This window comes from Anoxybacillus sp. MB8, from assembly GCF_011006755.1.
Lineage (GTDB): Bacteria > Bacillota > Bacilli > Bacillales > Anoxybacillaceae > Anoxybacillus > Anoxybacillus gonensis.
The window spans coordinates 1-25,985 of the sequence record NZ_RXXX01000003.1 but is presented as its reverse complement, the minus strand read 5'-3'; the positions used below and the strand labels follow the sequence as shown (position 1 = coordinate 25,985).

General features: G+C 42.7%; 25 protein-coding genes and 2 other annotated features. Of the genes, 1 reads left to right on the top strand and 24 read right to left on the bottom strand.

Annotated elements, in window-relative coordinates; genetic code table 11:
- Positions 1 to 26: 26 nt before the first annotated feature.
- The 18 genes from EKC99_RS01825 to msrA form a co-directional block, all read right to left on the bottom strand.
- Positions 27 to 1,232 (bottom strand): hypothetical protein, encoded by a 1,206-nt coding sequence (locus EKC99_RS01825; protein ID WP_163150215.1) that lies wholly within the window; start codon positions 1,230 to 1,232, stop codon positions 27 to 29.
- Between the two features lie 126 nt (positions 1,233 to 1,358).
- The gene (gene trxA / locus EKC99_RS01820; protein ID WP_009361800.1) at positions 1,359 to 1,673 is read right to left on the bottom strand and encodes a thioredoxin; all 315 of its coding nucleotides are present in this window, start codon (positions 1,671 to 1,673) and stop codon (positions 1,359 to 1,361) included.
- A 146-nt stretch (positions 1,674 to 1,819) separates the two neighbouring features.
- Positions 1,820 to 2,797: an electron transfer flavoprotein subunit alpha/FixB family protein gene (locus tag EKC99_RS01815; RefSeq protein WP_026011508.1), complete on the bottom strand. Its 978-nt coding sequence runs from the start codon at positions 2,795 to 2,797 to the stop codon at positions 1,820 to 1,822.
- Positions 2,798 to 2,813: 16 nt separating this feature from the next.
- A complete protein-coding gene (locus EKC99_RS01810) occupies positions 2,814 to 3,587 on the bottom strand; it encodes an electron transfer flavoprotein subunit beta/FixA family protein (protein ID WP_009361802.1) in 774 nt (257 codons plus the stop codon).
- A 15-nt stretch (positions 3,588 to 3,602) separates the two neighbouring features.
- Entirely contained in the window at positions 3,603 to 4,370 is a 768-nt protein-coding gene (locus EKC99_RS01805; protein ID WP_009361803.1) for an enoyl-CoA hydratase, read from the bottom strand.
- A 36-nt stretch (positions 4,371 to 4,406) separates the two neighbouring features.
- Positions 4,407 to 4,988 carry a fatty acid metabolism transcriptional regulator FadR gene (locus tag EKC99_RS01800; protein WP_009361804.1) on the bottom strand — a complete coding sequence of 194 codons (582 nt, stop codon included), beginning with the start codon at positions 4,986 to 4,988 and terminating at the stop codon, positions 4,407 to 4,409.
- 96 nt (positions 4,989 to 5,084) lie between these two features.
- Positions 5,085 to 6,761, bottom strand: coding sequence for a long-chain-fatty-acid--CoA ligase (locus EKC99_RS01795; protein ID WP_163150212.1), 1,677 nt, complete (start codon positions 6,759 to 6,761; stop codon positions 5,085 to 5,087).
- Positions 6,762 to 6,951: 190 nt separating this feature from the next.
- Positions 6,952 to 7,359, bottom strand: coding sequence for a DUF350 domain-containing protein (locus EKC99_RS01790; protein ID WP_009361806.1), 408 nt, complete (start codon positions 7,357 to 7,359; stop codon positions 6,952 to 6,954).
- A gap of 11 nt (positions 7,360 to 7,370) precedes the next feature.
- A complete protein-coding gene (locus EKC99_RS01785) occupies positions 7,371 to 9,716 on the bottom strand; it encodes an endonuclease MutS2 (RefSeq protein ID WP_026011507.1) in 2,346 nt (781 codons plus the stop codon).
- Positions 9,717 to 9,735: 19 nt separating this feature from the next.
- Positions 9,736 to 11,445, bottom strand: a complete 1,710-nt coding sequence (polX, locus tag EKC99_RS01780) for a DNA polymerase/3'-5' exonuclease PolX (RefSeq protein WP_163150209.1) — start codon at positions 11,443 to 11,445, stop codon at positions 9,736 to 9,738.
- A gap of 49 nt (positions 11,446 to 11,494) precedes the next feature.
- On the bottom strand, positions 11,495 to 12,034 hold the full coding sequence (locus tag EKC99_RS01775; protein ID WP_163150206.1) for a CvpA family protein: 540 nt from the start codon (positions 12,032 to 12,034) through the stop codon (positions 11,495 to 11,497).
- Complete coding sequence (zapA, locus tag EKC99_RS01770) at positions 12,027 to 12,302, bottom strand: cell division protein ZapA (protein WP_026011506.1); 276 nt, start codon at positions 12,300 to 12,302, stop codon at positions 12,027 to 12,029. The genes EKC99_RS01775 and zapA overlap by 8 nt, the downstream gene beginning before the upstream one ends.
- Before the next feature lie 365 nt (positions 12,303 to 12,667).
- On the bottom strand, positions 12,668 to 15,790 hold the full coding sequence (locus tag EKC99_RS01765; protein ID WP_163150203.1) for an efflux RND transporter permease subunit: 3,123 nt from the start codon (positions 15,788 to 15,790) through the stop codon (positions 12,668 to 12,670).
- A complete protein-coding gene (locus tag EKC99_RS01760; RefSeq protein WP_305147653.1) occupies positions 15,787 to 16,233 on the bottom strand; it encodes a MarR family winged helix-turn-helix transcriptional regulator in 447 nt (148 codons plus the stop codon). Before EKC99_RS01760 ends, EKC99_RS01765 begins: the two co-directional genes overlap by 4 nt.
- A 567-nt stretch (positions 16,234 to 16,800) precedes the next feature.
- Positions 16,801 to 19,215 (bottom strand): phenylalanine--tRNA ligase subunit beta, encoded by a 2,415-nt coding sequence (gene pheT / locus EKC99_RS01755; protein WP_163150305.1) that lies wholly within the window; start codon positions 19,213 to 19,215, stop codon positions 16,801 to 16,803.
- A 15-nt stretch (positions 19,216 to 19,230) separates the two neighbouring features.
- Entirely contained in the window at positions 19,231 to 20,265 is a 1,035-nt protein-coding gene (gene pheS, locus EKC99_RS01750) for a phenylalanine--tRNA ligase subunit alpha (protein ID WP_163150197.1), read from the bottom strand.
- A gap of 47 nt (positions 20,266 to 20,312) precedes the next feature.
- Positions 20,313 to 20,548 (bottom strand) — a binding site (T-box leader).
- Positions 20,549 to 20,617: 69 nt separating this feature from the next.
- Positions 20,618 to 21,370, bottom strand: coding sequence for a TrmH family RNA methyltransferase (locus tag EKC99_RS01745; RefSeq protein WP_163150194.1), 753 nt, complete (start codon positions 21,368 to 21,370; stop codon positions 20,618 to 20,620).
- A complete protein-coding gene (gene msrA, locus EKC99_RS01740; protein WP_026011504.1) occupies positions 21,367 to 21,891 on the bottom strand; it encodes a peptide-methionine (S)-S-oxide reductase MsrA in 525 nt (174 codons plus the stop codon). Before msrA ends, EKC99_RS01745 begins: the two co-directional genes overlap by 4 nt.
- An 84-nt stretch (positions 21,892 to 21,975) precedes the next feature.
- On the opposite strand from msrA, the gene sspI reads away from it, so the two are divergent.
- Positions 21,976 to 22,185, top strand: a complete 210-nt coding sequence (gene sspI / locus EKC99_RS01735) for a small acid-soluble spore protein SspI (protein ID WP_019416728.1) — start codon at positions 21,976 to 21,978, stop codon at positions 22,183 to 22,185.
- A 21-nt stretch (positions 22,186 to 22,206) separates the two neighbouring features.
- Here sspI and EKC99_RS01730 read toward each other — a convergent pair whose 3' ends face one another.
- The 6 genes from EKC99_RS01730 to EKC99_RS01705 all read right to left on the bottom strand — a co-directional run.
- Entirely contained in the window at positions 22,207 to 23,292 is a 1,086-nt protein-coding gene (locus EKC99_RS01730) for a M42 family metallopeptidase (protein ID WP_009361818.1), read from the bottom strand.
- Positions 23,293 to 23,347: 55 nt separating this feature from the next.
- Entirely contained in the window at positions 23,348 to 23,836 is a 489-nt protein-coding gene (locus tag EKC99_RS01725; RefSeq protein WP_042534776.1) for a dUTP diphosphatase, read from the bottom strand.
- Positions 23,837 to 23,897: 61 nt separating this feature from the next.
- Positions 23,898 to 24,257, bottom strand: coding sequence for a 50S ribosomal protein L20 (rplT, locus tag EKC99_RS01720; RefSeq protein WP_003397837.1), 360 nt, complete (start codon positions 24,255 to 24,257; stop codon positions 23,898 to 23,900).
- 18 nt (positions 24,258 to 24,275) lie between these two features.
- Complete coding sequence (rpmI, locus tag EKC99_RS01715) at positions 24,276 to 24,476, bottom strand: 50S ribosomal protein L35 (RefSeq protein WP_003397838.1); 201 nt, start codon at positions 24,474 to 24,476, stop codon at positions 24,276 to 24,278.
- A gap of 19 nt (positions 24,477 to 24,495) precedes the next feature.
- A complete protein-coding gene (infC, locus tag EKC99_RS01710) occupies positions 24,496 to 25,038 on the bottom strand; it encodes a translation initiation factor IF-3 (RefSeq protein WP_006323512.1) in 543 nt (180 codons plus the stop codon).
- Positions 25,039 to 25,063: 25 nt separating this feature from the next.
- Positions 25,064 to 25,187, bottom strand: a sequence feature (ribosomal protein L20 leader region).
- A gap of 205 nt (positions 25,188 to 25,392) precedes the next feature.
- Positions 25,393 to 25,985: UPF0236 family transposase-like protein (locus EKC99_RS01705; protein ID WP_205597784.1), on the bottom strand; the 593-nt coding region annotated here is incomplete at its 5' end.

Sequence of the window (25,985 nt, the reverse complement as noted above, 5' to 3'; positions counted from 1 at the left end):
CCGCGTGGTATGCGCGGCTCTTTTATTTATTCAATGATCGCACCAACAGCATCAAGCACAGCTTTGCTATGTTGAGCTGCCTCATCTTTTTTGTTCTCTGCAATAGCGTTGTACCATTTTTCTGCCGTAGCAAACACTTCTGCAGCTTTTTGTTCACCTAATTTTGCTTTCACATCTAATTCAATCGCTTTTAAGAACATGTTTCCTTCTAACGCTTTTGCTTTTGCTTCGACAACGTTATTTTCGTCTAACTGTGCCGGTGCTTTTTCATGATAGCCTTTCATTTTGCCAAACAACGCTTTTGCATATAATGCACCTACTTCTTCTGCTTTAATGTTTTTGTAGTCATTATTTAATGATAAAATTTCATCTAAGCGAGTTGTCGCAGCTTCATCTCCTTCAGCTAAAGAGCCTTTGATCGCTTGTAAAAAGCCCCATGCTTCAGCTTGTTGACCTTTTAGCTCATCTTCTGCCTTTCCTTCTTTGACACCAGCTTCAATTTTTTCAGCATATGATTTTGATGCTAAATAGTAGCTACGATAAATCGACTTATCCGTTAACTGAATGTACACTTTAAAATCATCTACGTTGTTTGCTTTTAACGCTTCTTCTTGTGCTGCTAAACCAGCGTTAATGCTTTGTTCAAGGCTAGATTCTCCTGTTAATTGATAATATTCATCACGTTTCATCGCTGTTGGGACGAAAATTTCCGCTGCTAGCAACTTAATTTGTTCGAACAATGTTGTCGCTTTTTGTTGGTCGCCAGCTTCAAGTGCAGCTACAACGTCTTTTTGCAATTTCTTTTGCAACTGATAAAAATATGACTGCGTCACTTTATCTACAATTTGGCGCGCTGGATGTACATTTAGCTCTCCACTTTTTCCACCTTGAATCGCTGCTTCAATCGTTTGAGCAAATGTACCATCTAGTTCGTTAATTGGCTTTTGCAGTTGCTCTGTATATGTTTTTTCTACAAGGCTCCAATCAACTGGTTGTCCTTCTTTCGCCTTTTCTGTTTCAGCTTTGATCGCTTTATAAGCATCAATGAACGTTTGAACGTTTACTTGCTCTTCTGCTTGCTCGGTTTCAGCTTGTTGCTCTTCTTGTTTTTCCTCTACTTTTGTTTCTTCCTTTTTCTCTGTCGTTTCTGTTTTTTGTTGTCCGCAACCTGCAAGCACTCCACCTGCTAATAAAAACATGGCAAATACAGCTTTTAATTGACGTTTTTTCATTTCGTATGTATCCCCCTTTTTTTGATAACGATTATCATTAACCGTTATCATTATAGTAGAGAACGATTTTCAATGTCAATATAAAATTTCAAAAAAAATGCCTCGGATTTCTCCGAGGCGTGTCGATTATAAATGTTTGCTTAAAAGACCAACAAGCGCTTCTTTTGGTTGGAAACCAACCGTTTTGTCGACAACTTCGCCGTTTTTAAAGACAAATAACGTTGGGATGCTCATAACGCCAAATTTACCAGCTGTTTCTGGGTTGTCATCGACGTTTACTTTCACGACCTTCACTTTGCCGCCAAGTTCGCGGTCTACTTCTTCTAATACAGGTGCAATCATTTTGCAAGGTCCGCACCAAGGTGCCCAAAAGTCAACGAGCACAACTCCTTCTTTTACTTCATTCACAAACGTTTGATCTGTTGCATTTACAATTGCCATGTTTCATTCCTCCTTAAACATTTCAGTTCCATGCACATAGTATACCATTGAACGTATTCATTACGCCAATCTTTTGCTTCGCTTCTACTATTTCCTTGTCGTCAAAAAATATGCTGAAAAGAAAAGGCAAAGCATCATGCTCTGCCTTATGAATGTACTTTTAATTTTTTAAACTCCTCAATTAAAAGCGGAACGACTTCAAATAAGTCACCGACGATGCCGTAGTCTGCTACTTTGAAAATATTTGCTTCTGGATCTTTATTAATCGCTACGATTACTTTCGAGTTAGACATACCTGCTAAATGTTGGATAGCCCCAGAAATGCCGCATGCAATATATAAGTCTGGCGTAACGACTTTTCCCGTTTGACCGATTTGAAGAGAATAATCGCAATATCCTGCATCGCATGCTCCACGCGATGCCCCAACCGCACCGCCAAGCAAGTTGGCTAACTCTTTCAACGGCTCGAATCCTTCGGCACTTTTGACGCCACGGCCCCCAGCAACAATCACCTTCGCTTCTGACAAATCGACACCTTCCGCTGTTTTTCGTACAACATCACGAACGATTGTGCGTAAATCTTTTATATCTACTTGCACGTCAACAACTGCACCTGTGCGCGTTTCATCTTTCTCAAGTGGAGCAATGTTATTCGGACGAACGGTAACAAACATGAAACCGTCTGTAACAATTTTCTTTTCGAACGCTTTACCAGAATAAATTGGTCTCGTAAAGACGATATTTCCTCCCGTTTCTTCAACAGCAACAACATCGGACACAAGCCCAGACTGCCATTTTGCAGCAAGTTTTGGCGATAAATCTTTTCCAAGCGCTGTATGTCCGAATACAATTCCTTCTGGCTTCTCTTGCTCGACAACCGCTTGCAATGCTTGAGCATACCCGTCTGGTGTATAAGCCGCTAATTTTTCATGCTCGACAACAATGACACGGTCTGCACCGTAAGCAATGAGTTCATTCGCTAATGAGCGAACGCTCGCTCCGACAACGACAGAAACAACCTCTCCGCCTTCCGCGATCGTTTTCGCCGCAGCAATTGCTTCAAACGATACGTTGCGCAACGCTCCGTCGCGCACTTCTGCTAATGTTAACACTTTTCTTGCCATAATCCCCATCCCCCTATTAAATAACTTTTGCTTCTGTATGAAGAAGTGAAACGAGTTCTTTTACTTGCTCCGAAATGTCCCCTTGTAAAATTTTCCCCGCTTCTTTTTTCGGCGGCAAAAAGATTTCAATTGTTTTCGTTTTCGCTTCGACATCATCTTCTTCTAAATCCAAATCATCAAGCTCTAATTCCTCAAGCGGTTTCTTTTTCGCTTTCATAATCCCCGGCAATGATGGATAACGTGGTTCATTTAAACCTTGTTGTGCCGTCACTAATAACGGTAACGATGTTTCAATCACTTCTTCGTCCCCTTCAACATCGCGCACCACTTTCACATTACTTCCATCAATTTCTAATTTCGTAATTGTTGTTACATAAGGAATGCCTAACAATTCCGCAACGCGTGGGCCAACTTGACCGGAACCACCGTCAATCGCTACATTTCCTGCTAAAATTAAATCAGCTTCTTTATCTTTTAAATATTCCGCAAGCACTTTTGCCGTTGTATATTGATCGCGGTTTTCTACATCATCTTCAATGTTAATAAGCACCGCTTTATCTGCTCCCATCGCAAGCGCTGTGCGAAGCTCTTTTTCCGCATCTTCGTTTCCAACTGTAACGACTGTCACTTCTCCACCGTGTTGATCGCGTACTTGAATAGCTTCTTCAATTGCATATTCATCGTACGGATTAATGATAAATTCCGCACCTTCTTCACTTACTTTCCCATTTTGAATCACAATTTTTTCTTCCGTATCAAACGTACGTTTCATTAATACGAAAATATTCATGTTTCTCTCCCCCTCTTATTTTCCTCGGAACTGTGGTGTCCGTTTCTCAATAAATGCAGAAATGCCTTCTTTCGCATCTTCCGTGACAAATACTTGCCCAAAAAGCTGCGCCTCTTTTTCCACACATTCGTGGAACGTTTTTGTTCTTGCCTCATTAACAAGCTGCAATACCGCTTGAACAGAAATCGGGCTCTTTTGTGCAATTTTTTGTGCAAGTTGCTTTGCTGTATGAAGCAACTGTTCTTCTGGCACCGCTTGATTTGCTAGCCCCCATTGAACCGCTTCTACTCCTGTCATCGGTTCGCTTGTCCACATCATTTCTAACGCTTTTGCCATACCGACATGGCGTAACAAACGCTGCGTACCTGCAAATCCAGGAATAATGCCAAGCTGTAATTCTGGCAAACCAAGTTTGGCCGTTTCAGATACGATGCGCAGATGGCAACTCATAGCCAACTCTAACCCTCCACCAAGTGCAGCACCGTGAATGGCCGCAATAATCGGTTTCGGAAACTGTTCAATCTTCTCCATCACTTGTTGCCCTGCACGAGCGAGTTCAGCTGCTTGTTCGCTCGCATCAATCGCTGTAAATTCTTTAATATCCGCACCAGCTGAGAAAAATCTTCCTTCCCCATGAAGAACAATCACGCGTACTTGATCATCTTCTTTTAATGCATCAAGCCGTTCTGAAAGCTCTTTCAAAACAGAAGAGGCTAAGGCATTGGCTGGCGGGCGATGAAATGTCAAAATCGTCACATACCCCTCTTGTTGAACGGAAAACATGTTCCCCCTCCTTCGTATATATCGGAAGGTTGTTGTTTATACACAACAACCTTTCGTTACCAATTGATGAACCGGCTTTGCTAATGCGACAAGATCATATTTTTGCTCATTCATTACCCACGTTGTCACCATTTCGTCAATGGTTCCGAAAATCATTTGACGCGTAAGGCGTACGTCTAAATCTGAACGAAATTCCCCTTTGTCAATCCCTTCTTGTACAATGCGATCAACTACTTTTAAATATCCTTTCAAAATTTCATTAATTTTCAGACGTAACGATTTATTCGATTGGCGAAGTTCCAATTGGGTAACGATTGCTAAATGCGGATCTGCCGCTAACATTTGAAAATGTTTTTGAATCAACAAGAACAATTTCTCCGACGGACTCGAAATTCCTTCTATTTCTTCTTCAATTTTTTCAATGAAATAGCCCATTTTTTCTTGAAACAACGAAATTAAAATATCTTCTTTATTTTTAAAATACAAGTAGATTGTACCATCCGCTACACCTGCTTGTTTCGCAATTTTTGAGACTTGAGCTTGATGGTAGCCGTTTTCAGCAATGACGATCACAGCTGCATCAATAATTTGTTTAAACTTCGGTTTATCGCGTTTCAACTTTGCATTCTCCCTTTCAAAAATATGAATGAACAATCATTCATATTTTTATTTTAAAGAGAGGCCAAAAGCGTGTCAAGAAAAAACGTACAAAGGTTATTTTTGCTTTTCTTTTTCTTCTTCAACAAGCGCACGGCGCAATATTTTCCCGACTGCTGTTTTTGGCAATTCTTTTCTAAATTCATAAATGCGTGGCACTTTATATGCCGCCAATTTACTTCTCATAAATTGGTCAAGCTCTTCTTCCGTGCACTGTTCCCCTTCTTTCAGCACAATAAACGCTTTTACCGTTTCACCGCGATAAGCATCAGGTACACCAATGACGACCGCTTCTTGCACTTTCGGATGTTCATACAACACTTCTTCTACTTCGCGCGGATATACGTTATAACCGCTTGCAATAATCATATCTTTTTTCCGGTCTACAACAAAGAAATATCCTTCATCGTTCATATAGCCTAAGTCACCTGTATATAACCATCCGTCCCGAAGCGTCGCAGCCGTTTCTTCTGGACGATTCCAATATCCTTTCATCACTTGCGGTCCACGAACAACAATTTCTCCGATTTCATTCACATTTGCTCGTTCGCCCGTTTCCAATGAAACGATCATCGCCTCTGTATCTGGCCAAGGCACACCGATACTTCCTTTGATTCGTTTTCCATCCCAAATAAAATTAGAATGCGTCACCGGAGAGGCTTCTGTTAAACCGTATCCTTCAATAATTTTTCCGCCTGTTACCGTTTCGAATTGTTCTTGCACTTCAACTGGAAGTGGAGCTGAACCGCTAATGCATATTTTAATCGATGATAAGTCATATTTTTCCAAACTCGGGTGGTTCAGTAGCGCGATGTAAATCGTTGGCGCGCCCGGAAATAGCGTTGGTCGCTGTTTTTCGATCGTTTTTAACGTCGTTTCGACATCAAACTTTGGCAATAAAATCATTTTATATCCTTCCATAATGGATAAGTTCATGACCGCAGTCATCCCGTATACGTGGAAAAACGGAAGCACTCCGAGAATCGATTCGTTGCCACGTTCACATTTATACATCCATTTCGCGCACATGAGCGTATTCGCTGTTAAATTATAATGTGTAAGCATCGCTGCTTTCGGAAATCCTGTCGTCCCCCCTGTATATTGAAGCAGCGCAACATCTTCGATCGGATGAACATCCACTTTTTGTACTTTTCCACTTGCTAGCGATAATGCTTTCGTAAATAAATGGCAATCCCCTTCATGTTTGACGCGCACAATCATTCCTGTTTGTTTCTTTTGTACAAACGGATATAATACGTTTTTCGGAAACGGCAAATAATCTTTTATGCTTGTAATGATCATATGTTCAACATTTGTATGCGCTTTCACTTTTATGATTCTCGGATAAAGTAAATCAAGAGCAATAATGATTTTTGCACCGCTGTCATTTAACTGATATTGCAACTCCCGTTCGGTGTATAGCGGATTTGTTTGTACAACAATGCCACCTGCAAACAAAACGGCATAATAGCTAATGACCGCTTGAGGGCAGTTTGGCAACATAATCGATACGCGATCGCCTTTTTCTAAACCGAGCTGCTGTAAATACGACGCCAACTTCAATGCTTGCTCATATATTTCTTTGTACGTCAACTCCTTTCCTAAAAAGTGAATCGCTGTTTTGTGCGGAAACTGCTCCGCTGCTTCTTGCAAAAATTGTTGCAACGGCTTGCGCGGATAATCAATCGAATGAGGAACTTGCTGAGGATATAACGCTAGCCATGGCTTCTCCATTTTGTTTCCCCCTTTTTCTATAAGATTATTTATATTTTATAATATTTTCTGAAATTTTTGTATCAAAAAATAAAAAGGTGCCTACTGACACCTTTTATGCAAAAAATGTGAGGTATATGACACCTATAAGCAAAAACACACCGCACAATACAAGCAATACTTTCGCTAACGTTTCCATTTCTTTCTCCTCTCACCGTATACTTGCTCCGATGACAAACGACAAACCGATAGAAATGACCATCGAAATAAATCCTACCGCGCGATTATCGTTGGCAATTTCGTCGTCAATGTTAAACTTCGGTGTTAAAAACTCATAAATAAAATAACCGACTAACAACAAGACAAAGCCATAAATCCCCCAACCGATCATCGTTAACAGTGAATCGTGATGATCGATTGAATAACGAAAAATATTCGCAATACCAAATATTTTTCCGCCTGTCGCCATCGCTACCGCCATATTTCCTTTTTTAATTTCTTCCCAATTTTTATATTTCGTCACAAGCTCAAAAATGGCTAAAAATAAAACTAAACATAAAATGACGACACTAAAATTGGCAGCAATATGAATCATCTCATTTTCCCAAAAAGCGCTCATAGTTCCTCCCGTCACTGTAATTCGACAATGGTGACGCCTGTTCCCCCTTCGGTCGCTTCACCAAACCGAATGCTTTTCACCGAACGATGATTTTGCAAATATTGTTGCACTCCTTTTCGAAGTGCGCCTGTTCCTTTTCCGTGAATAATGGACACGCGTGGGTATCCTGCTAATACTGCGTCATCAATATATTTTTCAACGCGAAGCAACGCATCTTCATATCGTTCACCACGCAAATCTAGCTCAAGCGGAACGTGATAATCGCGTCCTTTCACCGTCGCAATCGGCTTTGTCTCCATTGGTGTTGGACTGCTTACATACTGCAAATTTTCTTCATCCACTTTCATTTTTAAAATACCGATTTGCACAAGCCACTCTTTATCGGATACTTTCTCAATTAACTGCCCTTTTTGATTGAGATGAGTGACTTTCACTTCATCACCAGGTTGTAAAGGTTGCTTTTCTTTTTGCACTCGCTTTTTCTTTTTCGTGTCGATTTGCGGTATAGCTTCTTCTAGCTTTTTACGCGCAGCGATGAGTTCATGTTCTTTCATCGCGATCGCTTGTTGTTTTTGCATCTCGCGAAGGTTTTGAATGACTTCTTCTGCGGTTTTCATCGCTTTTTTCACAATGAATTCTGCTTCTTCTTTCGCTTTTTCTAGCAAATGATCGCGTTGTTCATGCCATTCGTTCCACTGCTGTTGTAATTCGTTTCGCAGCTGTTCCGCTTCTTGACGAAGTTTTTCTGCTTGCTCCCACTCTTCTTCTGCCCGCTTTTTGCTTTGCTCTAGAGAAGCAATCATATTTTCGACTTCATTGTTTTCCGCACTAATATACGTTCGTGCGCGCGCAATAATATGTTCATCTAATCCGAGCCGTCGAGAAATATCAAGCGCATTGCTTCGACCAGGAATACCGATCAATAGTTTATACGTCGGACTTAACGTTTCGATGTCAAATTCAACACTTGCATTTATCACACCACGACGATTATAGCCATATGCTTTTAATTCAGGGTAGTGCGTTGTCGCTACCACTCGCGCACCACGGTTATGCACTTCATCTAAAATAGCAATGGCTAACGCTGCACCTTCTTGTGGATCCGTTCCTGCACCAAGCTCATCAAATAAAACGAGGCTATGCTCGTCCACCTGTTTTAAAATCTCAACAATATTGACCATATGAGAAGAAAACGTACTTAAACTTTGTTCAATCGATTGCTCATCTCCAATATCGGCATACACCGAACGAAATACGGCCAGCTGCGATCCGTCTAAAGCGGGTACTTGCAATCCAGCTTGCGCCATGACAGTAAACAAGCCAATCGTTTTTAACGTGACCGTTTTTCCTCCTGTATTCGGTCCTGTAATTACCATTGTCGTATAGTCGCTCCCTAGTTCAATATCGTTTGGAACGACTTGATCAGGTGGAATAAGCGGATGACGAGCTTGAATGAGGCGAATATATCCACGCTCATTGATCGCTGGCTTCGTTGCTTTGATCGCTTTAGCGTATTTTGCCTTAGCGAACAAAAAGTCAAGCTGTGCGAGCAATGCCACGTTTTCAACAATCGTTGTCGCCTGCTCTCCCACAGAGGCAGATAATTCACTTAAAATCCGTTCAATTTCTTGTTTTTCTTTGACACGCAATTGTTGCAGTTCATTGTTTAATTCTACAACCGATTGCGGTTCAATAAATAACGTCGCGCCCGATGAGGACTGATCGTGTACAATGCCGCCATACGTATGGCGATATTCTTGTTTGACCGGAATGACGTACCGATCGTTACGAATCGTAATTATCGCATCAGACAATGTTTTTTGAGCCGATGATGAGCGAATAATACTTTCTAACTTATCGCGCACTCGCCCTTCAATCGTGCGTAGTTGGTGGCGCAACGAACGAAGCCGATCGCTTGCTTCATCAAGCACTTCCCCGCTTTCATCAATACAACGATATATATGTTGCTCAAGCTCAACAAGCGGAACGATTTGCTCGGCATATGCCATCATATGCGGAAGCTCTGCCTCGGTCCCTTCTAAAAATTTTTTCAACTGCCGTGCTGCTCGCATCGTGCTTGCGATATCAAGAAGTTCATGTGGGCTAAGCGTTCCCCCGATGCTTGCACGCTTCGTTTGTGGACGTACATCAAATATGCCACCTAGCGGCACGTGACCGCGCAAACGAAGAACCGTTGCTGCTTCATCTGTTTCTTCTTGCCAACGCACAACTTCCTCAACAGATGATGACGGCATAAGCGCCACAACTTTTTCTTTTCCTAACGAGGAAGACGCATATTCCGCAAGTTGTGCTTTTACTTTATCAAACTCAACAATGTGTAACGTTTTTACGTGCACAAAGTAACCCTCCTGCTGTTTATTTTCGCAAAAAAGACATGAGTTGGTCGACATCCCATGTATTTATGACCGTTTCTTTGCGAATCCACCCTTTACGTGCGAATGCAACACCGAGTTCCATATCATCCAACATACGAATATTGTGTGCATCCGTGTTAATCGCAATTTTGACACCAAGCTGTTGCGCTTTTTGTAAATAGGTGTACGTTAAATCGAGGCGATGTGGATTAGCATTTAGTTCTAGCACCGTATTTGTTTCTTTCGCAAGCTGTAACAATTGTTCTATGTTTACAGCGTATCCGCTTCGCTCGCCAATTAACCGTCCAGTCGGATGAGCAATCATATGAACGTATGGATTCATTAGCGCTTCTTTTAGACGTTTCATTATCGTTTCTTCTGGTTGTGAAAAAGCGGAATGAATGGAAGCGATAACAAAATCAACAGTTTGTAATATATCATCAGAAAAATCTAACGTTCCATCTGGTAAAATATCCATTTCAATGCCAGATAAAATAACAAAGTCATCGTATTGTTCGTTCAGGCGAGCAATTTCTTCTTGTTGCCGTTTTAATCGTTCGACAGTTAACCCATTTGCTACTTTTAAAAACTGCGAATGATCGGTAATCGCCATATAACGATACCCTTTTTTACGGCATGCTTCCGCCATTTGTTGAATCGAAAACGCACCGTCGCTCCATGTCGTATGCATATGTAAATCGCCGCGTATATCGGATAAAGAAAGGAGCGGCGTCCCATCATATGCATCGACTTCTTGTCCACTTTCACGCAGTTCTGGAGGAATAAACGGCAAATGAAAATGAGCAAAAAATTGCTCTTCTGTCGCAAATGTTTTCACTTCACCTGTTTGTATATGCTCGACGCCGTACTCGCTAATTTTTTCACCACGTTCTTTCGCTAACTGACGCATGCGCACATTATGATCTTTTGAACCAGTAAAATGATGAAGCGTCGTAGCAAAATGTTCAGGAGAAACGATGCGGAAATCAACATTGACAACATACTCATACGTTAACTGCAACGATACTTTCGTTTCACCGTTTGCAACAACGTCATGAATATGTTCAAGTTGCAACAACTGCTCACGAACAAGCGAATCATCGTTTGTTGCAATAATAAAATCTAAATCTTTTATCGTCTCGCATACACGGCGCAAACTGCCCGCCCGCGAAAGCTGAACAATCCCTTCCATCTTCGCAAGCTGACGTTCGACATCTAAAGCCACTTCAAGCATAAACGCAATCGGCAACCGCTCAGGGCGCGCATGGAGATTAGCGAGCGCAGCTAAAATGTTTTCTTCTGTTTTTGCGCCAAAACCGCTTAATTGTCGCACGCGTTGAGCTAAACATGCCTCTTTTAATGTTTCGATATCGGTCACGCGTAACTCATGATACAGCTTAGCAATTTTTTTCCCGCCAAGTCCCGGCAATTTTAAAAGCGGAAACAATCCTTCAGGAATTTCTTTTTTTAACTGTTCAAGCACATCGCTCGTTCCTGTCTGTAACCATTGTTGTAAAACGGCTGCTGTTCCTTTCCCAATGCCTGCAATCGATGTAAAATCAGCAATATCTGTTAAGGCACGTTCATCCCGTTCTAACGCTGAAGCTGCTTTGCGAAAGGCGGACACTTTAAACGGATTTTCTCCTTTGATCTCCATATATAAAGCGATTGTTTCAAGCAAACGAATCGCTTCTTTTTTACTTTTTTCCATTTTATTCCCTTCCTTTCGACGAAAAAACTTCTCTCAAACGGAGAAGTTTTTACGCCATATATTGCACGAGCATATGCTTCACAAAGTCGGATAAAATCGGTGTATGCTTGACGATTAAACTAGCGATAAATGAGTCGTGGAGCGGTTGTTGAATCGCAGCCACAGGAACAAGGGCACTCACGTATAAAAGCACGAATAAAAGCAAATACACTTCCATAAATCCAAGCGCCCCGCCTGCCCAACAGTTTACGCTTTTTAAAAGCGGCAACTGTGCGACGAAGTCTAACATTGAACCGATCACTTGCATCACGATTTTCGTAACAAAAAACAAAACAGCAAAGGCAATCGCACGATAATATGCTTCATCTAAATTGGTGCTTTCAATGAGCAATTTCATCGCCTCACCATCGCCGAAGCTCGGATACGGCACCCACAACTTCAGCCGTGGCGCTAGTTGGTCGTAATATTTATACGCAACGATAAACGCGATAAAAAAACCTGTCATATGAATAAATTGCAAAATAAATCCTCGTTTCAATCCAATCATTAGACCCATGAGAAGGATGAAACAAATGAGCAAATCAATCATCGCTGTCATCATCCTTTTCTTTATTCATTTTTCGCAAAAGACGATCGTATTCATCTTTTAGTTTAATATATTCATGAACGATATTGACAGCCGTTAGTACGGCGAGCTTACTCGTATCAAGCGTCGGATTTTTCGCACTAATTTCACGCATTTTGTCATCAACAATTGACGCAACGAGACGAATGTGACTTGAACTTTCTGTTCCGACGATCGAATATTGTTGCCCGTATATATCTACTGTAATGCGCGTTTTTTGCTGCTCCTTCAAACCGTTTCCCCCATTCATCCGATCTCCCGTTTCGGCAAAATTCTACCTTTTATCTTACCACGACTTGCAGATATATCAACTACCCAACGACTAAAATCGTGGGCTTGCAACTCCCCAGAAGTGCAAGCGGACAGCATCCTCCTTCCTTCATTTTGGGTTGCATCCGGGCAGGTTGACAGCTACCCAACAACAAAAGTCATGCTTTTGTTGTTTCTTCAACGATGTAACATATCTCGTTCCACATTTCCTTTGCGTGAAAAAATCCAATCGTTTAGTTCAGACATATTCATTTTTCTCACTTCGTTTCACTGCAGAAACTATTTTTTACATTATATCACAAAAAAAGCGGGCATCGACACCCGCTCTTACTTCATAAATGGCCACCAATTCGCCCGTCCAAACGTTTTCGCCATCACCGGAATAAATAACGGCAAAACGATCAGCGCATATAAGAAAAGGCCTGTTAAAATAATCGTCGCAATTTGCAATAATGATAGCACACCTGATGGATACATCGCCGCAAACGTTCCTCCTAAAATGACCGCTGCGGAAATAATGACTGTTCCCATGTGACGCATCGCTTCAAGCATCGCTTCTTGAACAGTTTTGTCGCGATATTCATTAAAGCGATCCATTAAGAAAATGCTATAGTCAATGCCAAGCGCCATTAAAATAACGAACGCAAAAAACGGAACAGCCCAGTTCACTCCTTCATATCCAAGCATATTGACAAATACAAGTTCGGTGAATGCCATCGACGTATAATACGTTAAAATAAGCGATAACATTAAGTACGCCGGCATAATGAACGAACGAAGGAGAACAATTAAAATAATCGCAATCCCTATAAGCATAAATAATGACGTGCGCGCATAATCGTCGGCAGAAACGTCGCGTAAATCTGAGTATATGCTTGTCACGCCACCAACGCCTACTTTCGCATGTTCAAGTTTCGTACCGTTCACTGCCCGAGCGATCGCTTCTTTCACTTCTGCGATTTTTTCCATCGTTTCTGTTTCATATGGATTGGACGAAAAAACAACGTCGAACGTCACTACTTTTCCGTCTTTCGACATATACGCTTCCTTTGCTTGAGCAAATTCCTCGCTCGTTAACAATTGTGGCGGCATATACCACCCTGCCATTTCTTCATCTGGTGCATTCGCTAAGTCAGAAACGTACTGCTTTGCAGACTGTAGTCCATTTTCTACTTGTCGCAATCCATCGACGCTTTGATTTAATCCCGAGATGAGTTGATCCATTTGACCATTGAGTTGTGAAAAACCTGTAAGCAATTGCTGTTGTCCTTCATTTACTTTCGCTAGTCCATTTGTCACTTCTGGCAGTCGTTGAACAATTTGTCCTTGGCCATCTGCCGCTTGCTCTAATCCTAATCGAAGCTTTCCGAGTCCAACGATGACTTCATCCATTCCATTCACGAGCGCCTGTTGTCCATTTGTTACTGTCGCAAACGATTCATTCGCTTGTTGCAAACCGAGTTGAATTCGTTGTAGCGCATCATTCACTTGAACAAACGTATAAGAGAGTGTATTCATTTGCACACTGATTTGCTCAATCGCTTGCTTCACATGTGCATACTCCGCGTCTTCACGCAAACTCGCATGCCGTTCTTCCATACGATTCAGCGACTGAGAAAGAAGAGGCAATTGTTTGGCAATCGCAGTAAGTCCTGCTTCCATTTGTTTATATTGTTCGCTTAGTTGACGCAATCCGCTCGTTGCTTGCTCATATCCGTTTCGTAACTCATTCGCTCCATCATGCAGCTTTTTCATATTCATTTGTATCGTCTGCAATCCTTTTTCTAAATCAGCCGCACCGAGCGCTCCACTTCGCACGCCATCTTCTAATTGCTTCAATGCTTGTTGTAAATCGTTCATTCCCGTTTTCAACTTCGTCGTTCCGTTGACGAGTTCACGAATGCCGCCCGTTGCCTGCTCTAGTTTCGGGGCTGACTTGGCCATTTCACTGCTCGCTTCGCTTAAACCGGAACGAATTTGTCCGATGCCGTCTGCTCCTTTTCCTAATCCATCTTTTAACTGTTCCGCTTGCTTTGTCACAAACAATTGATCGATCGGCTCTCCAAGTGGGCGCGTCACCGAACGAACAGCGTCCACACCATCAATATTTACAACTTCACGGCTAATTTTTTCAATTAAGTAGTAATATTGCTCGTCATTCATCGCTTCGTCGTTTTTCATGACGATTTTCGTAGGCATCGCTTCCCCTTCGCTAAAGTGAGAAGAAATGATGTTGAACGCTTTGACGGAAGGATAACGATCTCCAATTTCCGCCATCGAGTTAAAAGAAAGTTTGCTGTCATACGTAAATAAAATCGGCAACGTAATGATAGCTACGATCACGAGCGCCCATAGTGGTCGTGCGAAAGAAAAGCGACCTGCCACATCCCATAATTTGCTCGGCTTATGTTCAAGTGCACCTTTCATTGGCCAAAACAGCTTTTCGCCAAGTGTAGTCATAAAAAACGGCACAAGCGTAACAAGCGCAACAAGTAACACAACGACACCAACCGCAACGGCGGAGGCGGACTGATACAATTTAAACGTCGATAATCCAATCGATGCGAAGCCGATCATCACCGCCAATCCGCTAAAAATAACCGTTTTTCCTGCTGTTTTATATGTCGCAATAATCGCTTCTGTCCGGTCTTCTCGTTTCGCTAGTTCTTCTTTAAAACGGCTAAGCAATAAAATGCAATAGTCTGTGCCAATCCCGAATAAAACGGCGACTAAAAACGTTTGGGTAAATGTAGAAAGCGGAAAATCGACGCGGTCGACGAGAAAAGCGACAATCGATTGCGACACAACATACGTCAATCCGACCGTTAACAACGGCACAAATGGAGCGACGAGCGAACGGAATACGAGAAATAACACAACTAAAATAAAAACAACAGTAATGCCTTCTGTTTTTTTCAACCCTTCTTGTGAACTTTGTACAACATCTTCATCAATCATCCAACTACCTGTGTAATAGTGCGGCACATCAATATGCTCGATCGCCTCATAAAGCGCTGTGCTTATTTCTTTTGCTGTACGTTTGTTTCGTTCTAATTGAAGCGAAATGAGTGCCGTTGTTTCATCTTTTGAAACGAGCTTTTCTTTTAGCGTGCGATCATCAAGTGGCGAAACGATTTGCATTAAACCGAGCGATTCTTTTTTCGCCTTCAGTTGCTCTACAGCTTTCTCGATTTCTTTCCAATCTTCATCTTGCAAGCGATCTTTTCGATGAAATACGAGAACAGCGCTCATTTCCCCTTCTTTCTTTTCTTGTTTTTGTACTTCTTTTAGTAGCTCGCTAGCAAGCGAAGACGAGTAGCCGTCTGGAACGGTAATTTGCCCCTTTTCGCGCACAAGTTCCCCCATATTCGGTGCAGTCATCATCAGTACGACGGCTGCTAACATCCAAAGAAGCAAAACGGCCCACTTTCCGCGAATGATCGCTTTCATTTGCTTTCCCCCATTTCTTGTAAAATCATCGCTAGCTTTTCATACGTTTGAATAAACTGTTCAATTTCTTCATGTGAAAGTTTCGTCATAATTGCTTCCACAAGTTCATACACGTTTTGTTCTGTTTCTTCAAGCCATTTCCTTCCCTTTTCCGTCAGCGAAAGCGCAATAACACGACGGTCGTCTCCCCCTCTCCCTCGTTCAATCATTCCTTTTTCAACAAGACGATTTGTCATCGCAGTAATGGCGCTTTTATTCACCGCAAACACGTCCGCCAATTCCGTTGATGTGCACACTCCTCGCTTATATATGTAGCGCAATAAATAATATTGATCGGGCGTCACATCATCTAACTCACATTTCATCAGCGCCGCCCCTCGTTTATTCACGAGAAACGAAACGGACAAATAGCGCTCAATCAATTGTTGTATGCTTCTCTCCAACACTTCATGCCTCCTGTCAAAATAGTTCAACTGTTTAACTATTTAATAATATAACTATGAAATACAAAACAGTCAATGATGAAGGGATCGATGATATGGTTCTGTTTTTTAATTCAATCGTAAAAATATATTAAAAAATTTCAATAAAATTCCCGTGTTGCTTCAACTAACACCACGGGTTAATGAATTAAAAGTAACTATTCAGTAATGTGTTGCCAAGTAACCGTACGCAAATACAAAAATAAAAATAAAGGTTAACAGAACACCTAATATTGTTTGATTGCGTGTATTTCCATTGCTGTTTAATCTTTTAAAAAAAATCGTGAAATTTAAAAACCACAAAGAACCAATTATCGGTAGAGTAATTAGGTATAGAAACTCCATTTTAACCATCCTTATATATTTTACCTATTCAACCTCATTATACCTCCATTTTCTCTCTCTTTCACCGCCAACTTGTGTCGGAACCCCGCCAATTTTGGCGGACTAGCCAAAAACGCCCTCATCCATTCGATGAGGACATAAAAACCCCCATCCTATGCTTATGCATCAGATGGGGGATTCGTTTTATCCGCGCAATGTGGCGCCGAATTGTTGTTCGACCGCTTTGATCACTTGTTCATGAACGTTTGTTACTTCTTCATCTGTTAATGTCCGCGCTGGGTCGTAGTAACGGAGTGCAAAGGCAATTGATTTTTTGCCTTCAGGAAGGCGGTCTCCTTTATAGACGTCGAAAATCGATACGTCTTTTAATAGTTCTCCGCCCGCGGCAATAATTGCTTTTTGCAACTCACCCGCAACAATATGCTCATCGACGACGAGCGCAATATCGCGCGTAATGGATGGGAAGCGCGGAATCGCTGTATAGCGAATGTCATCTACTTCCGCTTTCAGTAACGCTTCAATGTCCAGTTCAAACACATACGTTTCTTTTAAATCAAATTCTTTTTGTACGACCGGATGAAGCTGACCGACAAAACCGATTGTCTTATGATCTAATAAAATTTCTGCTGTACGCCCTGGGTGAAGGTGCTCGCGTTTGGCTTGCTTGTATTCCACGCGGTTCTCTAATCCTAGCAGCGCAAATAAACCGTCTAAAATGCCTTTTGCAACGTAGAAGTCGACCGCTTTTTTCTCTCCTTGCCATACATGCGCATGCCATACTCCTGTCAAGACGCCGGCTAACCGCTCTTTTTCGTTTGGCAACTCGTTTGCATTCGTTGCTAAATATACCGAACCGATTTCGTATAGCGCTACGTTTTCGACTTGGCGAGCGCGGTTGTAGCTTGCAGCTTCTAGCAAGTGTGGCACTAAACTTTGCCGTAAGACGCTTCGTTCTTCACTCATTGGAAGAGCAAGACGGATCGGTTCCGCCGTTTCAAGCGCAAACATCGTCGCTTTCGCCTCGTTTGTGAGCGAGTACGTAATTGCTTGGAACAAGCCCGCATCTTCTAAATAACGGCGTACTTTACGACGCTTTGCTTGGTATGGTGTGAGCTTGCCTGGGTTTGCTTCCCCGACTGGAAGAGTTGCTGGCAAGTTGTCATAGCCATAAAGACGCGCCACTTCTTCAATGATGTCTTCTTCAATCGCAATATCGCGGCGGCGCGATGGAACAGCAATCGTAAACGTTCCGTTATCTTCTGTGAACGTAAATTGCAAGTTCGTTAAAATGCCTGCCACTTCTTCTTTCGTAATGGTTGTGCCAAGCACGTTATTGATACGGTCTAGTGTAATCGTGACAACGACCTCTTTTCGTTGCAGTGTGTTCACTTCCACCACGCCGCCAACGACTTCACCGCCAGCATATTCCGCCATTAACATCGCCGCGCGGTCAAGCGCTTCTTTTGTCCGCGCTGGGTCGATGCCTTTTTCAAAACGTGTGCTCGACTCGCTGCGCAACCCATGATCTTTGACCGCTTGGCGAACAATCGAGCTTGCGAAATACGCGGATTCAATAAACACGGTCGTTGTGTCATTTTTTACTTCCGAGTTCGCGCCGCCCATCACACCGGCTAAAGCGACAGGCTCTTTGCCGTTTGTAATGACAAGATGCTCTTCTGTCAGCGTCCGCTCTACATCGTCGAGCGTCACAATCGTTTCACCTGCTTTCGCGCGGCGAACGACAATTTCTTTTGAACCGAGGCGGTCGTAATCAAACGCATGAAGCGGCTGGCCGTACTCAAGTAAAATATAGTTCGTAATATCAACGACGTTATTATGCGGTCGAATGCCGGCTGCCATTAAACGCGCTTGCATCCAAAGCGGAGATGGACCAATTTTCACGTTTTTCACAATACGTCCCGCATATAACGGATTGTCTTCTGGCGCGTCGACGCGTACGGAAATGTAATCATAAACGCTTTCGCTGTTTTCGTGAAGTTCGATTGCCGGCAACTTCACGCTCCGTCCTAAAATAGCCGCTACTTCATAAGCAACGCCAATCATACTTAAACAATCGGCACGGTTTGGGGTTAAACTAAGTTCTAACACTTCGTCATCCAAGTAAAGTAGTTCTAACGCATCAGCTCCGACCGGTGCATCGCTTGGGAAAACGAAAATGCCATCAGCGTATTCTTTCGGCACTAATTTTGATTCCACGCCAAGTTCTTGTAACGAACAAATCATGCCGTTCGATTCCTCACCGCGCAATTTGGCGCGTTTAATTTTGAAATTGCCAGGCAATACCGCACCAACTTTCGCAACGGCAACCTTTTGTCCTTTTGCGACGTTCGGTGCCCCACAAATAATTTGCACCGGCTCTCCTTCACCGATATCAACGAAACATTTGCTTAATTTATCAGCATTCGGATGTTGTTCGCGCTCAAGTACATGTCCGATGACGACACCTTGTATTCCTTTATTGCGCACCTCAACACTTTCCACTTCAATGCCTGCTTTTGTGATGCGATCAGCCAATTCTTTTGCCGTAATATTTGTTAAATCAACATATTGTTGTAGCCATTTATATGAAACAAACATCATGCCAACCTCCTTTTACACCCGATGAAATTGTTGCAAGAAACGAACATCGTTTTGATAAAAATGACGAATATCATCAATGCCGTACTTCAACATCGCAATACGCTCTGGCCCCATCCCGAACGCAAAGCCTGTATATTTTTTTGAATCAAATCCTGCCATCTCCAGCACGTTCGGATGAACCATCCCAGCACCTAAAATTTCAATCCAGCCAGTACCTTTACATACTCCGCATCCGTGTCCGCCGCAATTAAAACATGACACATCAACTTCGACCGACGGCTCAGTAAATGGGAAAAAGCTCGGGCGGAAACGAATGTCGCGGTCTTCACCAAACATTTTGCGAGCAAACTCGCGCAACGTTCCTTTTAGGTCGCTCATGCGAATATGTTCATCAACGACAAGCCCTTCAATTTGCGTAAATTGATGCGAATGTGTCGCATCGTCGTTGTCGCGGCGATACACTTTTCCTGGGCAAATGATTTTTACCGGACCGCGTCCTTGATGCTTTTCCATCGTGCGCGCTTGCACAGGTGACGTATGCGTACGCAATAAAATTTCCTCTGTAATATAAAAGGAATCTTGCATATCGCGCGCAGGATGACCTTTTGGCAAATTGAGCGCTTCAAAGTTGTAATAGTCTTTTTCGACTTCCGGTCCTTCGGCAATCGTATAGCCCATGCCGATAAATAAATCTTCAATTTCTTCAATAACGCGCGTCAACGGATGATGATTCCCGCGTCTAATCGGGCGTCCTGGAAGTGTCACATCAATCGCTTCCGCTGCTAGTTTTTTCTCGACTTCTGCTTGTTCAAGCGTTGTTTGCTTTGCTTCAAGCGCTGTTTGAATCGCTTCGCGCACTTCGTTCACAAGCGCTCCCATCACAGGACGCTCTTCAGGAGACAATGCCCCCATGCCGCGCAGCACTTCTGTAATTGGGCCTTTTTTGCCGAGATATGCGACGCGCACGTCATTGAGCGCTTTTAAATCGTTTGCCTGTTCAATTTTTTCAAGTGCTTCTTGTTGAAGCTGTTGTAACCGCTCCTTCATAAAAACCCTCCTCTGATCTATATAAATAAAAAAAACTCGCCCCTCACATAAGGGACGAGTGCACTCGCGGTACCACCCTTGTTAGCTATGCCGTTCGCATAGCTCACTTCATTCAGATAACGGCTTCCACCGGAACGCCTTTACATTTTGCATGTGCAAAATGGTCCAAGCGCCAACTCCCGAGGTGAATTCACTTGCTTCTACCATAAAAACGCTCGCAGTCTATGGCGTTTTCTCCCTGAATGGCGATCGGCAAGCTACTCTTCTCGATCATCGTCTTTTCATCATGAAATTCTTCATTTATTATAAGCAAATGTGCCATCAGGTGCAAGGTAATCATGCAAACATACGTTTATTTTTTCTGTAAATGATACAGTAAAATGCCTGTCGCAATGGCGACGTTTAATGATTCCGCTTTTCCATAAATCGGCACATATAAATTCGCTGTCGTCTGTTTTAGCCATTGCTCACTCACTCCGCTTCCTTCATTGCCAACAATTAATGCAAATGATGACGAAGGAGCGACAGAACGATAGTCTACCCCATTTTGAAGCGATGTGCCATAAATCGGAATATGTTCATTTTGAAAGCGAGCCATCCATTGTCCGATGTCTCCTTTTATAACAGGAAAATGAAACAGTGAGCCTTGCGTCGCACGAATGACTTTTGCATTGTATACGTCTGCGCTCCCTTCACCAACAACAACGACGTCTACTCCTGCGGCATCTGCGGTGCGAATGATCGTCCCTACATTCCCTGGATCTTGAACGGCATCAATGAACAATGCTGTTTGCACATCGTCGACGTTCCAATGCAATTGTTTGCATACCGCTGCGATGCCTTGCGGTGTTTCCGTGTCGCTAATTGCTTTCATCACATCATCGGTCACGATCGTCATCGGAATATGGGCAATGTCCCAGCTTGCTGGGATGACCGCATGCTCCGCAACAATCAGTTCTTCGATATGAACACCACTTTTGACCGCCTCTTCTACTAAATGAAATCCTTCAATGAGAAACAGCCCGGTTTTGTCGCGCTCTTTTTTCGTTAAAAGTTTTTTCCATTGCTTCACTCGCTCATTTTTCGGTGATTCAATTCGTTTCACTCGTTGTTCCCCCAATGTTTCGCAATAAATTCATCGCGACCTGAAGCAGCACGGTCTTCTTTATAGTGCTTCGGATTTTTTTTATGGTAATTTTGATGATAGTCTTCTGCTGGATAAAACGTTGTCGCAGGTAAGATTTTGGTGACAATCGGTTTGGAAAAACGTCCACTTTCTTCTAGTTGTTTTTTCGATTGCTCCGCTAATGTTTTTTGTCGCTCATTATGATAAAAAATAGCTGTTCGATATTGCGGACCGCGGTCATGAAATTGCCCGCCATCATCCGTCGGATCAATTTGACACCAATATAACTCTAACAATTTTTCGTACGGAAACACACTCGGATCAAACGTAATTTGCACCGCTTCATAATGCCCTGTCGTCCCTGTTTTCACTTGTTCATATGTCGGATTTTCCACATCACCGCCGGTGTATCCAGAAACGATGCCATAAATGCCATCAAGCTCTTCAAACGGAGTGACCATGCACCAAAAACAACCTCCAGCAAATGTTGCTTTTTCCATCTTTCTCTCTCCTCTTTTAATGAATAGTAGTTACCATTATAGCAAAAACTACGTACGCAATACATAAAGAATGGAGTGAAAACAATGGACTTCAACTTACGTGGTGCCGTGATGGCAAACGTCGCAAACAGCTCAAAAGACCAGTTAGAACATACGATCGTCGATGCGATTCAACAAGGGGAAGAAAAATATTTGCCTGGTCTTGGTGTCTTGTTTGAAGCATTATGGAATCATGCAACAGATGAACAAAAACAATCGATGCTTGCCACATTAGAAGAAGCAGTAAAAAAATAGCCTTCCATGCGAAGGCTATTTTTAATCAAACGTAATTTCTTTTACTTTCTCTTCATCCAGTCGCTTAATGACTTCGACTAATAGTTTTACTGTTTGTTCGTAGTCATCACGATGAAGAAGCGCTGCATGGGAGTGAATGTACCGTGTTGGGATGGAGATTGTCAATGCTGGAACGCCACGCATTGTCATATGGATCGCACCTGCGTCTGTTCCGCCACCTGGCATCACATCAAAGCGATATGGAATGTTCATTTCTTCCGCAACATGAATGACAAATTCGCGCAATCCTTTATGTGAAACGAGCGTTGCATCGTATAAAACGATATGCGGGCCAGCGCCAAGTTTCCCCATCGCCTCTTTTTCTGACACGCCCGGCGTATCGCCCGCGATACCAACATCAACCGCAAATGCAATATCTGGTTCAATCGCAAAAGCAGATGTTCGTGCACCGCGCAAGCCGACTTCTTCTTGTACTGTGCCAACGCCGTATACAACGTTTGGATGCTCGACGTCTTTTAATTGTTTCAACACATCGATCGCAATCGCACAACCGATGCGGTTATCCCATGCTTTCGCAAGCAACATTTTTTCATTGTTCATCACTGTAAATTCAAAATATGGCACAATCGCATCGCCAGGGCGCACGCCCCAAGCAAGCGCTTCGTCACGGCTAGAAGCTCCGATGTCGATAAACATATCTTTTATTTCCACCGGTTTTCTTCGCGCTTCAGCAGGTAAAATATGTGGCGGTTTTGAGCCGATGATGCCTGTAATATCACCTTGTTTTGTGACGATTGTCACGCGTTGAGCGAGCATCACTTGGCCCCACCACCCGCCAAGCGGTTGGAAACGAATAAAACCTTTTTCATCAATTTGGGTGACCATAAAACCGACTTCATCTAAGTGACCCGCAATCATCACTTTTGGTCCGTTTTCTTTTCCTACTTTTTTTGCAATTAAGCTACCGAGACGATCCGTCGTGACTTCATCTGCATATGGAGCGATGTACGATTTCATTACTTCACGTACTTCCCGTTCATTGCCCGGAACACCTTTTGCATCCGTTAACGCTTTCAACATCGTTAACGTTTCATCTAATTTCTTCACGTATGTCACTCCTCTCTATGTACAACATTCATTATACTAAACATTTTGACAGTTGTTAATAATTGTGACTTTGTCGCTCATGGTTCACTTCGTTTTTTGCGACATACGCTCTCTCAATTTGTTCAGCATTAAATTGAAGCGCATGACCGAGCTGTGCATACGCATACACTAATTGATCGTATGCTTGTTCATCCATCTTTTCGCGAAACGTCTGAACGGCTTCAAATACGTGTAAAAACTGTTCAACGAGCGGATGACTTTCTTGCACATGCGGCCATTTTACATGCTCATGAAGCGAAAGATCAAGCCCGAGCGATAAAATAAAATGAAGGCCGTCTACATATTCCTCTAAAATTGTTTCTTCTGCCGCTTTCGGCTTCGAACTCCAAAATTTAAAGCAACGCGTTTCGTTCGCAAGTTCTCCAATTTCAACAAGAAGAGCTAACAACTTGCGCTCCACTAAACGTTCACCGCGCAAACCACGCTCCGTTTCAATTCGCTCATCTAATTGCCGTTGCATAGAAAATAATTTTTTTATATCCATTTTTTCTCCCCCTCTTATAAAAAATGACCATCCCCTCAAGGGAGAATGGTCATTTCCTTTATTATTTGTTTAAGTTTTCTTTTGCGATGTTGGCAAGTTGTGTGAATGCTGCTGCATCGTTTACTGCTAAATCAGCAAGCATTTTGCGGTTTACTTCGATTCCTGCAAGCTTTAATCCGTGCATTAAACGGCTGTAAGAAAGACCGTTCATGCGCGCTGCAGCGTTAATGCGCGTAATCCAAAGTTTGCGGAAGTCGCGTTTGCGTTGGCGACGATCGCGATACGCATACATTAACGATTTCATTACTTGTTGATTTGCAACTTTATATAAACGATGTTTTGAACCGAAATATCCTTTTGCAAGTTTAAGAATTTTTTTACGACGTCTGCGTGTGACTGTACCGCCTTTTACACGTGGCATAACATTTCCCTCCTAAAATTATTTTACGTTATCTAACAATTGACGAATGCGTTTGAAATCGCCTTTTGATACAAGCGTTGCTTTACGAAGTTTACGCTTTTGTTTTTGTGTTTTGTTTGCAAATAAGTGGCTAGTGAATGCGTGTGAACGTTTTAATTGACCTGTTCCTGTCTTTTTGAAACGCTTCGCTGAGCCTTTGTGAGTTTTCATTTTTGGCATAAGGTGTTCCTCCCTTTTGTTATTTGTCGTTTTTCGGTGCTAGCACTAAAAACATGCTGCGGCCGTCCATTTTCGGAGCCGTCTCAACCGTACCAATATCCGCGCACGCCTCAGCAAATCGATCAAGCACGCGCTGACCAATTTCTTTATGCGTAATCGCACGTCCTTTAAAGCGAATCGTCGCTTTTACTTTATCTCCTTTTTCAAGGAACTTCCGTGCGTTGCGCAATTTTGTGTTGAAGTCATGTTCTTCGATCGTTGGGCTTAAGCGAATTTCTTTTACGTTAATTACTTTTTGCTTTTTGCGCGCTTCTTTTTCTTTCTTTTGTTGCTCGAAGCGGAATTTGCCATAGTCCATAATGCGGCATACTGGCGGTTTCGCATTTGGCGCAACCATCACTAAATCTAAATTTAAACGCGCTGCAATTTCTAACGCTTCTTGCTTCGTCTTAATCCCAAGCTGCTCGCCATTTGGATCGACTAAACGAACTTCACGTGCCCGAATGTTTTCATTAATAATAAAATCTTTGCTAATAACTAGCCACCTCCACGGTTTTTTCAAACTTGTTTGTTAAAGCAGAACGCACATAACAAAAAACGTGTGGGCATAATACACCCACACGTCTCGCTCACAACATTTCTTTGTCATGAAACCTGCTAACAGCCATGCGGCGTCGATCAGGTGAGAAGCGGGTGCTTCTGCTTGTGTTCAAACAAGTATTTACTTTTACTCTAACATATATACCATATATCAAAACACATTGTCAACTGATGTCAATTGATCGTTTGAGTCAAGACTTTGTGGGAGATTTTTTTCTCGACCGATTTTATTGGTTATATATGGTTTTATAGGCTTGTTTCATGTAAGCGCTTTTATCCTCTCTTATCCTGTAGGTATGTGCCTATATCTGTGTTTTTAAAAACCTTTCAATGCTTGTAATACCTCGTAAATCGGTGTTCCTGAAGACTGACGGAAATACGGAATGTTGTCCCGAATCACTTCCTTCATTCGAGATGAGACGCGTTTCATTGCCTTTTTCACGATCGTTTCTCGTTTCGTTTCTTCTCGTTCTTCCACGCCATACATCACCCCACGGCGTGTCCGAATGAGTAACGTATCTTTTATCGCGGCGATCGCTCGCAACATTGCTTCAATCCCTGCATCTTTCCAACTTCGACCGTTTTTACTTCGTTTCGCAAACACATGCATCGTTCCTTCCGCACTCCCCATCGCTCTCATGTTTGTCGTGTCGATCCCTTTTTCCTTCAGCCATATGCGATAGTCACGCAAACATCCTGGCATCTCCTCGATTCGACGAACAAGCGCCTCGAGTTGCTTTTCCTTCTCCTCATGTTCTAGCGTACCGATGGCACTTGTGAGTTCTCGCAACACACCCTCTTCATCCCATGATGCGAATTTCTTTCGAATCACCCGATATCTTGCATGACCTCGGAACAATTGACGAATCTCTCTCGCCACATGGAACCGATCGAGTTGAAAGTACCCTC

What these genes read in the sequence shown, in the direction of transcription:
- EKC99_RS01825 (WP_163150215.1), bottom strand. Translation starts at nt 1,232, where the DNA reads ATGAAAAAACGTCAATTAAAAGCTGTATTTGCCATGTTTTTATTAGCA.
- trxA (WP_009361800.1), bottom strand. Translation starts at nt 1,673, where the DNA reads ATGGCAATTGTAAATGCAACAGATCAAACGTTTGTGAATGAAGTAAAA.
- EKC99_RS01815 (WP_026011508.1), bottom strand. Translation starts at nt 2,797, where the DNA reads ATGGCAAGAAAAGTGTTAACATTAGCAGAAGTGCGCGACGGAGCGTTG.
- EKC99_RS01810 (WP_009361802.1), bottom strand. Translation starts at nt 3,587, where the DNA reads ATGAATATTTTCGTATTAATGAAACGTACGTTTGATACGGAAGAAAAA.
- EKC99_RS01805 (WP_009361803.1), bottom strand. Translation starts at nt 4,370, where the DNA reads ATGTTTTCCGTTCAACAAGAGGGGTATGTGACGATTTTGACATTTCAT.
- EKC99_RS01795 (WP_163150212.1), bottom strand. Translation starts at nt 6,761, where the DNA reads ATGGAGAAGCCATGGCTAGCGTTATATCCTCAGCAAGTTCCTCATTCG.
- EKC99_RS01790 (WP_009361806.1), bottom strand. Translation starts at nt 7,359, where the DNA reads ATGAGCGCTTTTTGGGAAAATGAGATGATTCATATTGCTGCCAATTTT.
- polX (WP_163150209.1), bottom strand. Translation starts at nt 11,445, where the DNA reads ATGGAAAAAAGTAAAAAAGAAGCGATTCGTTTGCTTGAAACAATCGCT.
- EKC99_RS01775 (WP_163150206.1), bottom strand. Translation starts at nt 12,034, where the DNA reads ATGATTGATTTGCTCATTTGTTTCATCCTTCTCATGGGTCTAATGATT.
- EKC99_RS01765 (WP_163150203.1), bottom strand. Translation starts at nt 15,790, where the DNA reads ATGAAAGCGATCATTCGCGGAAAGTGGGCCGTTTTGCTTCTTTGGATG.
- pheT (WP_163150305.1), bottom strand. Translation starts at nt 19,215, where the DNA reads ATGTTTGTTTCATATAAATGGCTACAACAATATGTTGATTTAACAAAT.
- pheS (WP_163150197.1), bottom strand. Translation starts at nt 20,265, where the DNA reads ATGAAGGAGCGGTTACAACAGCTTCAACAAGAAGCACTTGAAAAAATT.
- msrA (WP_026011504.1), bottom strand. Translation starts at nt 21,891, where the DNA reads ATGGAAAAAGCAACATTTGCTGGAGGTTGTTTTTGGTGCATGGTCACT.
- sspI (WP_019416728.1), top strand. Translation starts at nt 21,976, where the DNA reads ATGGACTTCAACTTACGTGGTGCCGTGATGGCAAACGTCGCAAACAGC.
- EKC99_RS01725 (WP_042534776.1), bottom strand. Translation starts at nt 23,836, where the DNA reads ATGGATATAAAAAAATTATTTTCTATGCAACGGCAATTAGATGAGCGA.
- rplT (WP_003397837.1), bottom strand. Translation starts at nt 24,257, where the DNA reads ATGCCACGTGTAAAAGGCGGTACAGTCACACGCAGACGTCGTAAAAAA.
- rpmI (WP_003397838.1), bottom strand. Translation starts at nt 24,476, where the DNA reads ATGCCAAAAATGAAAACTCACAAAGGCTCAGCGAAGCGTTTCAAAAAG.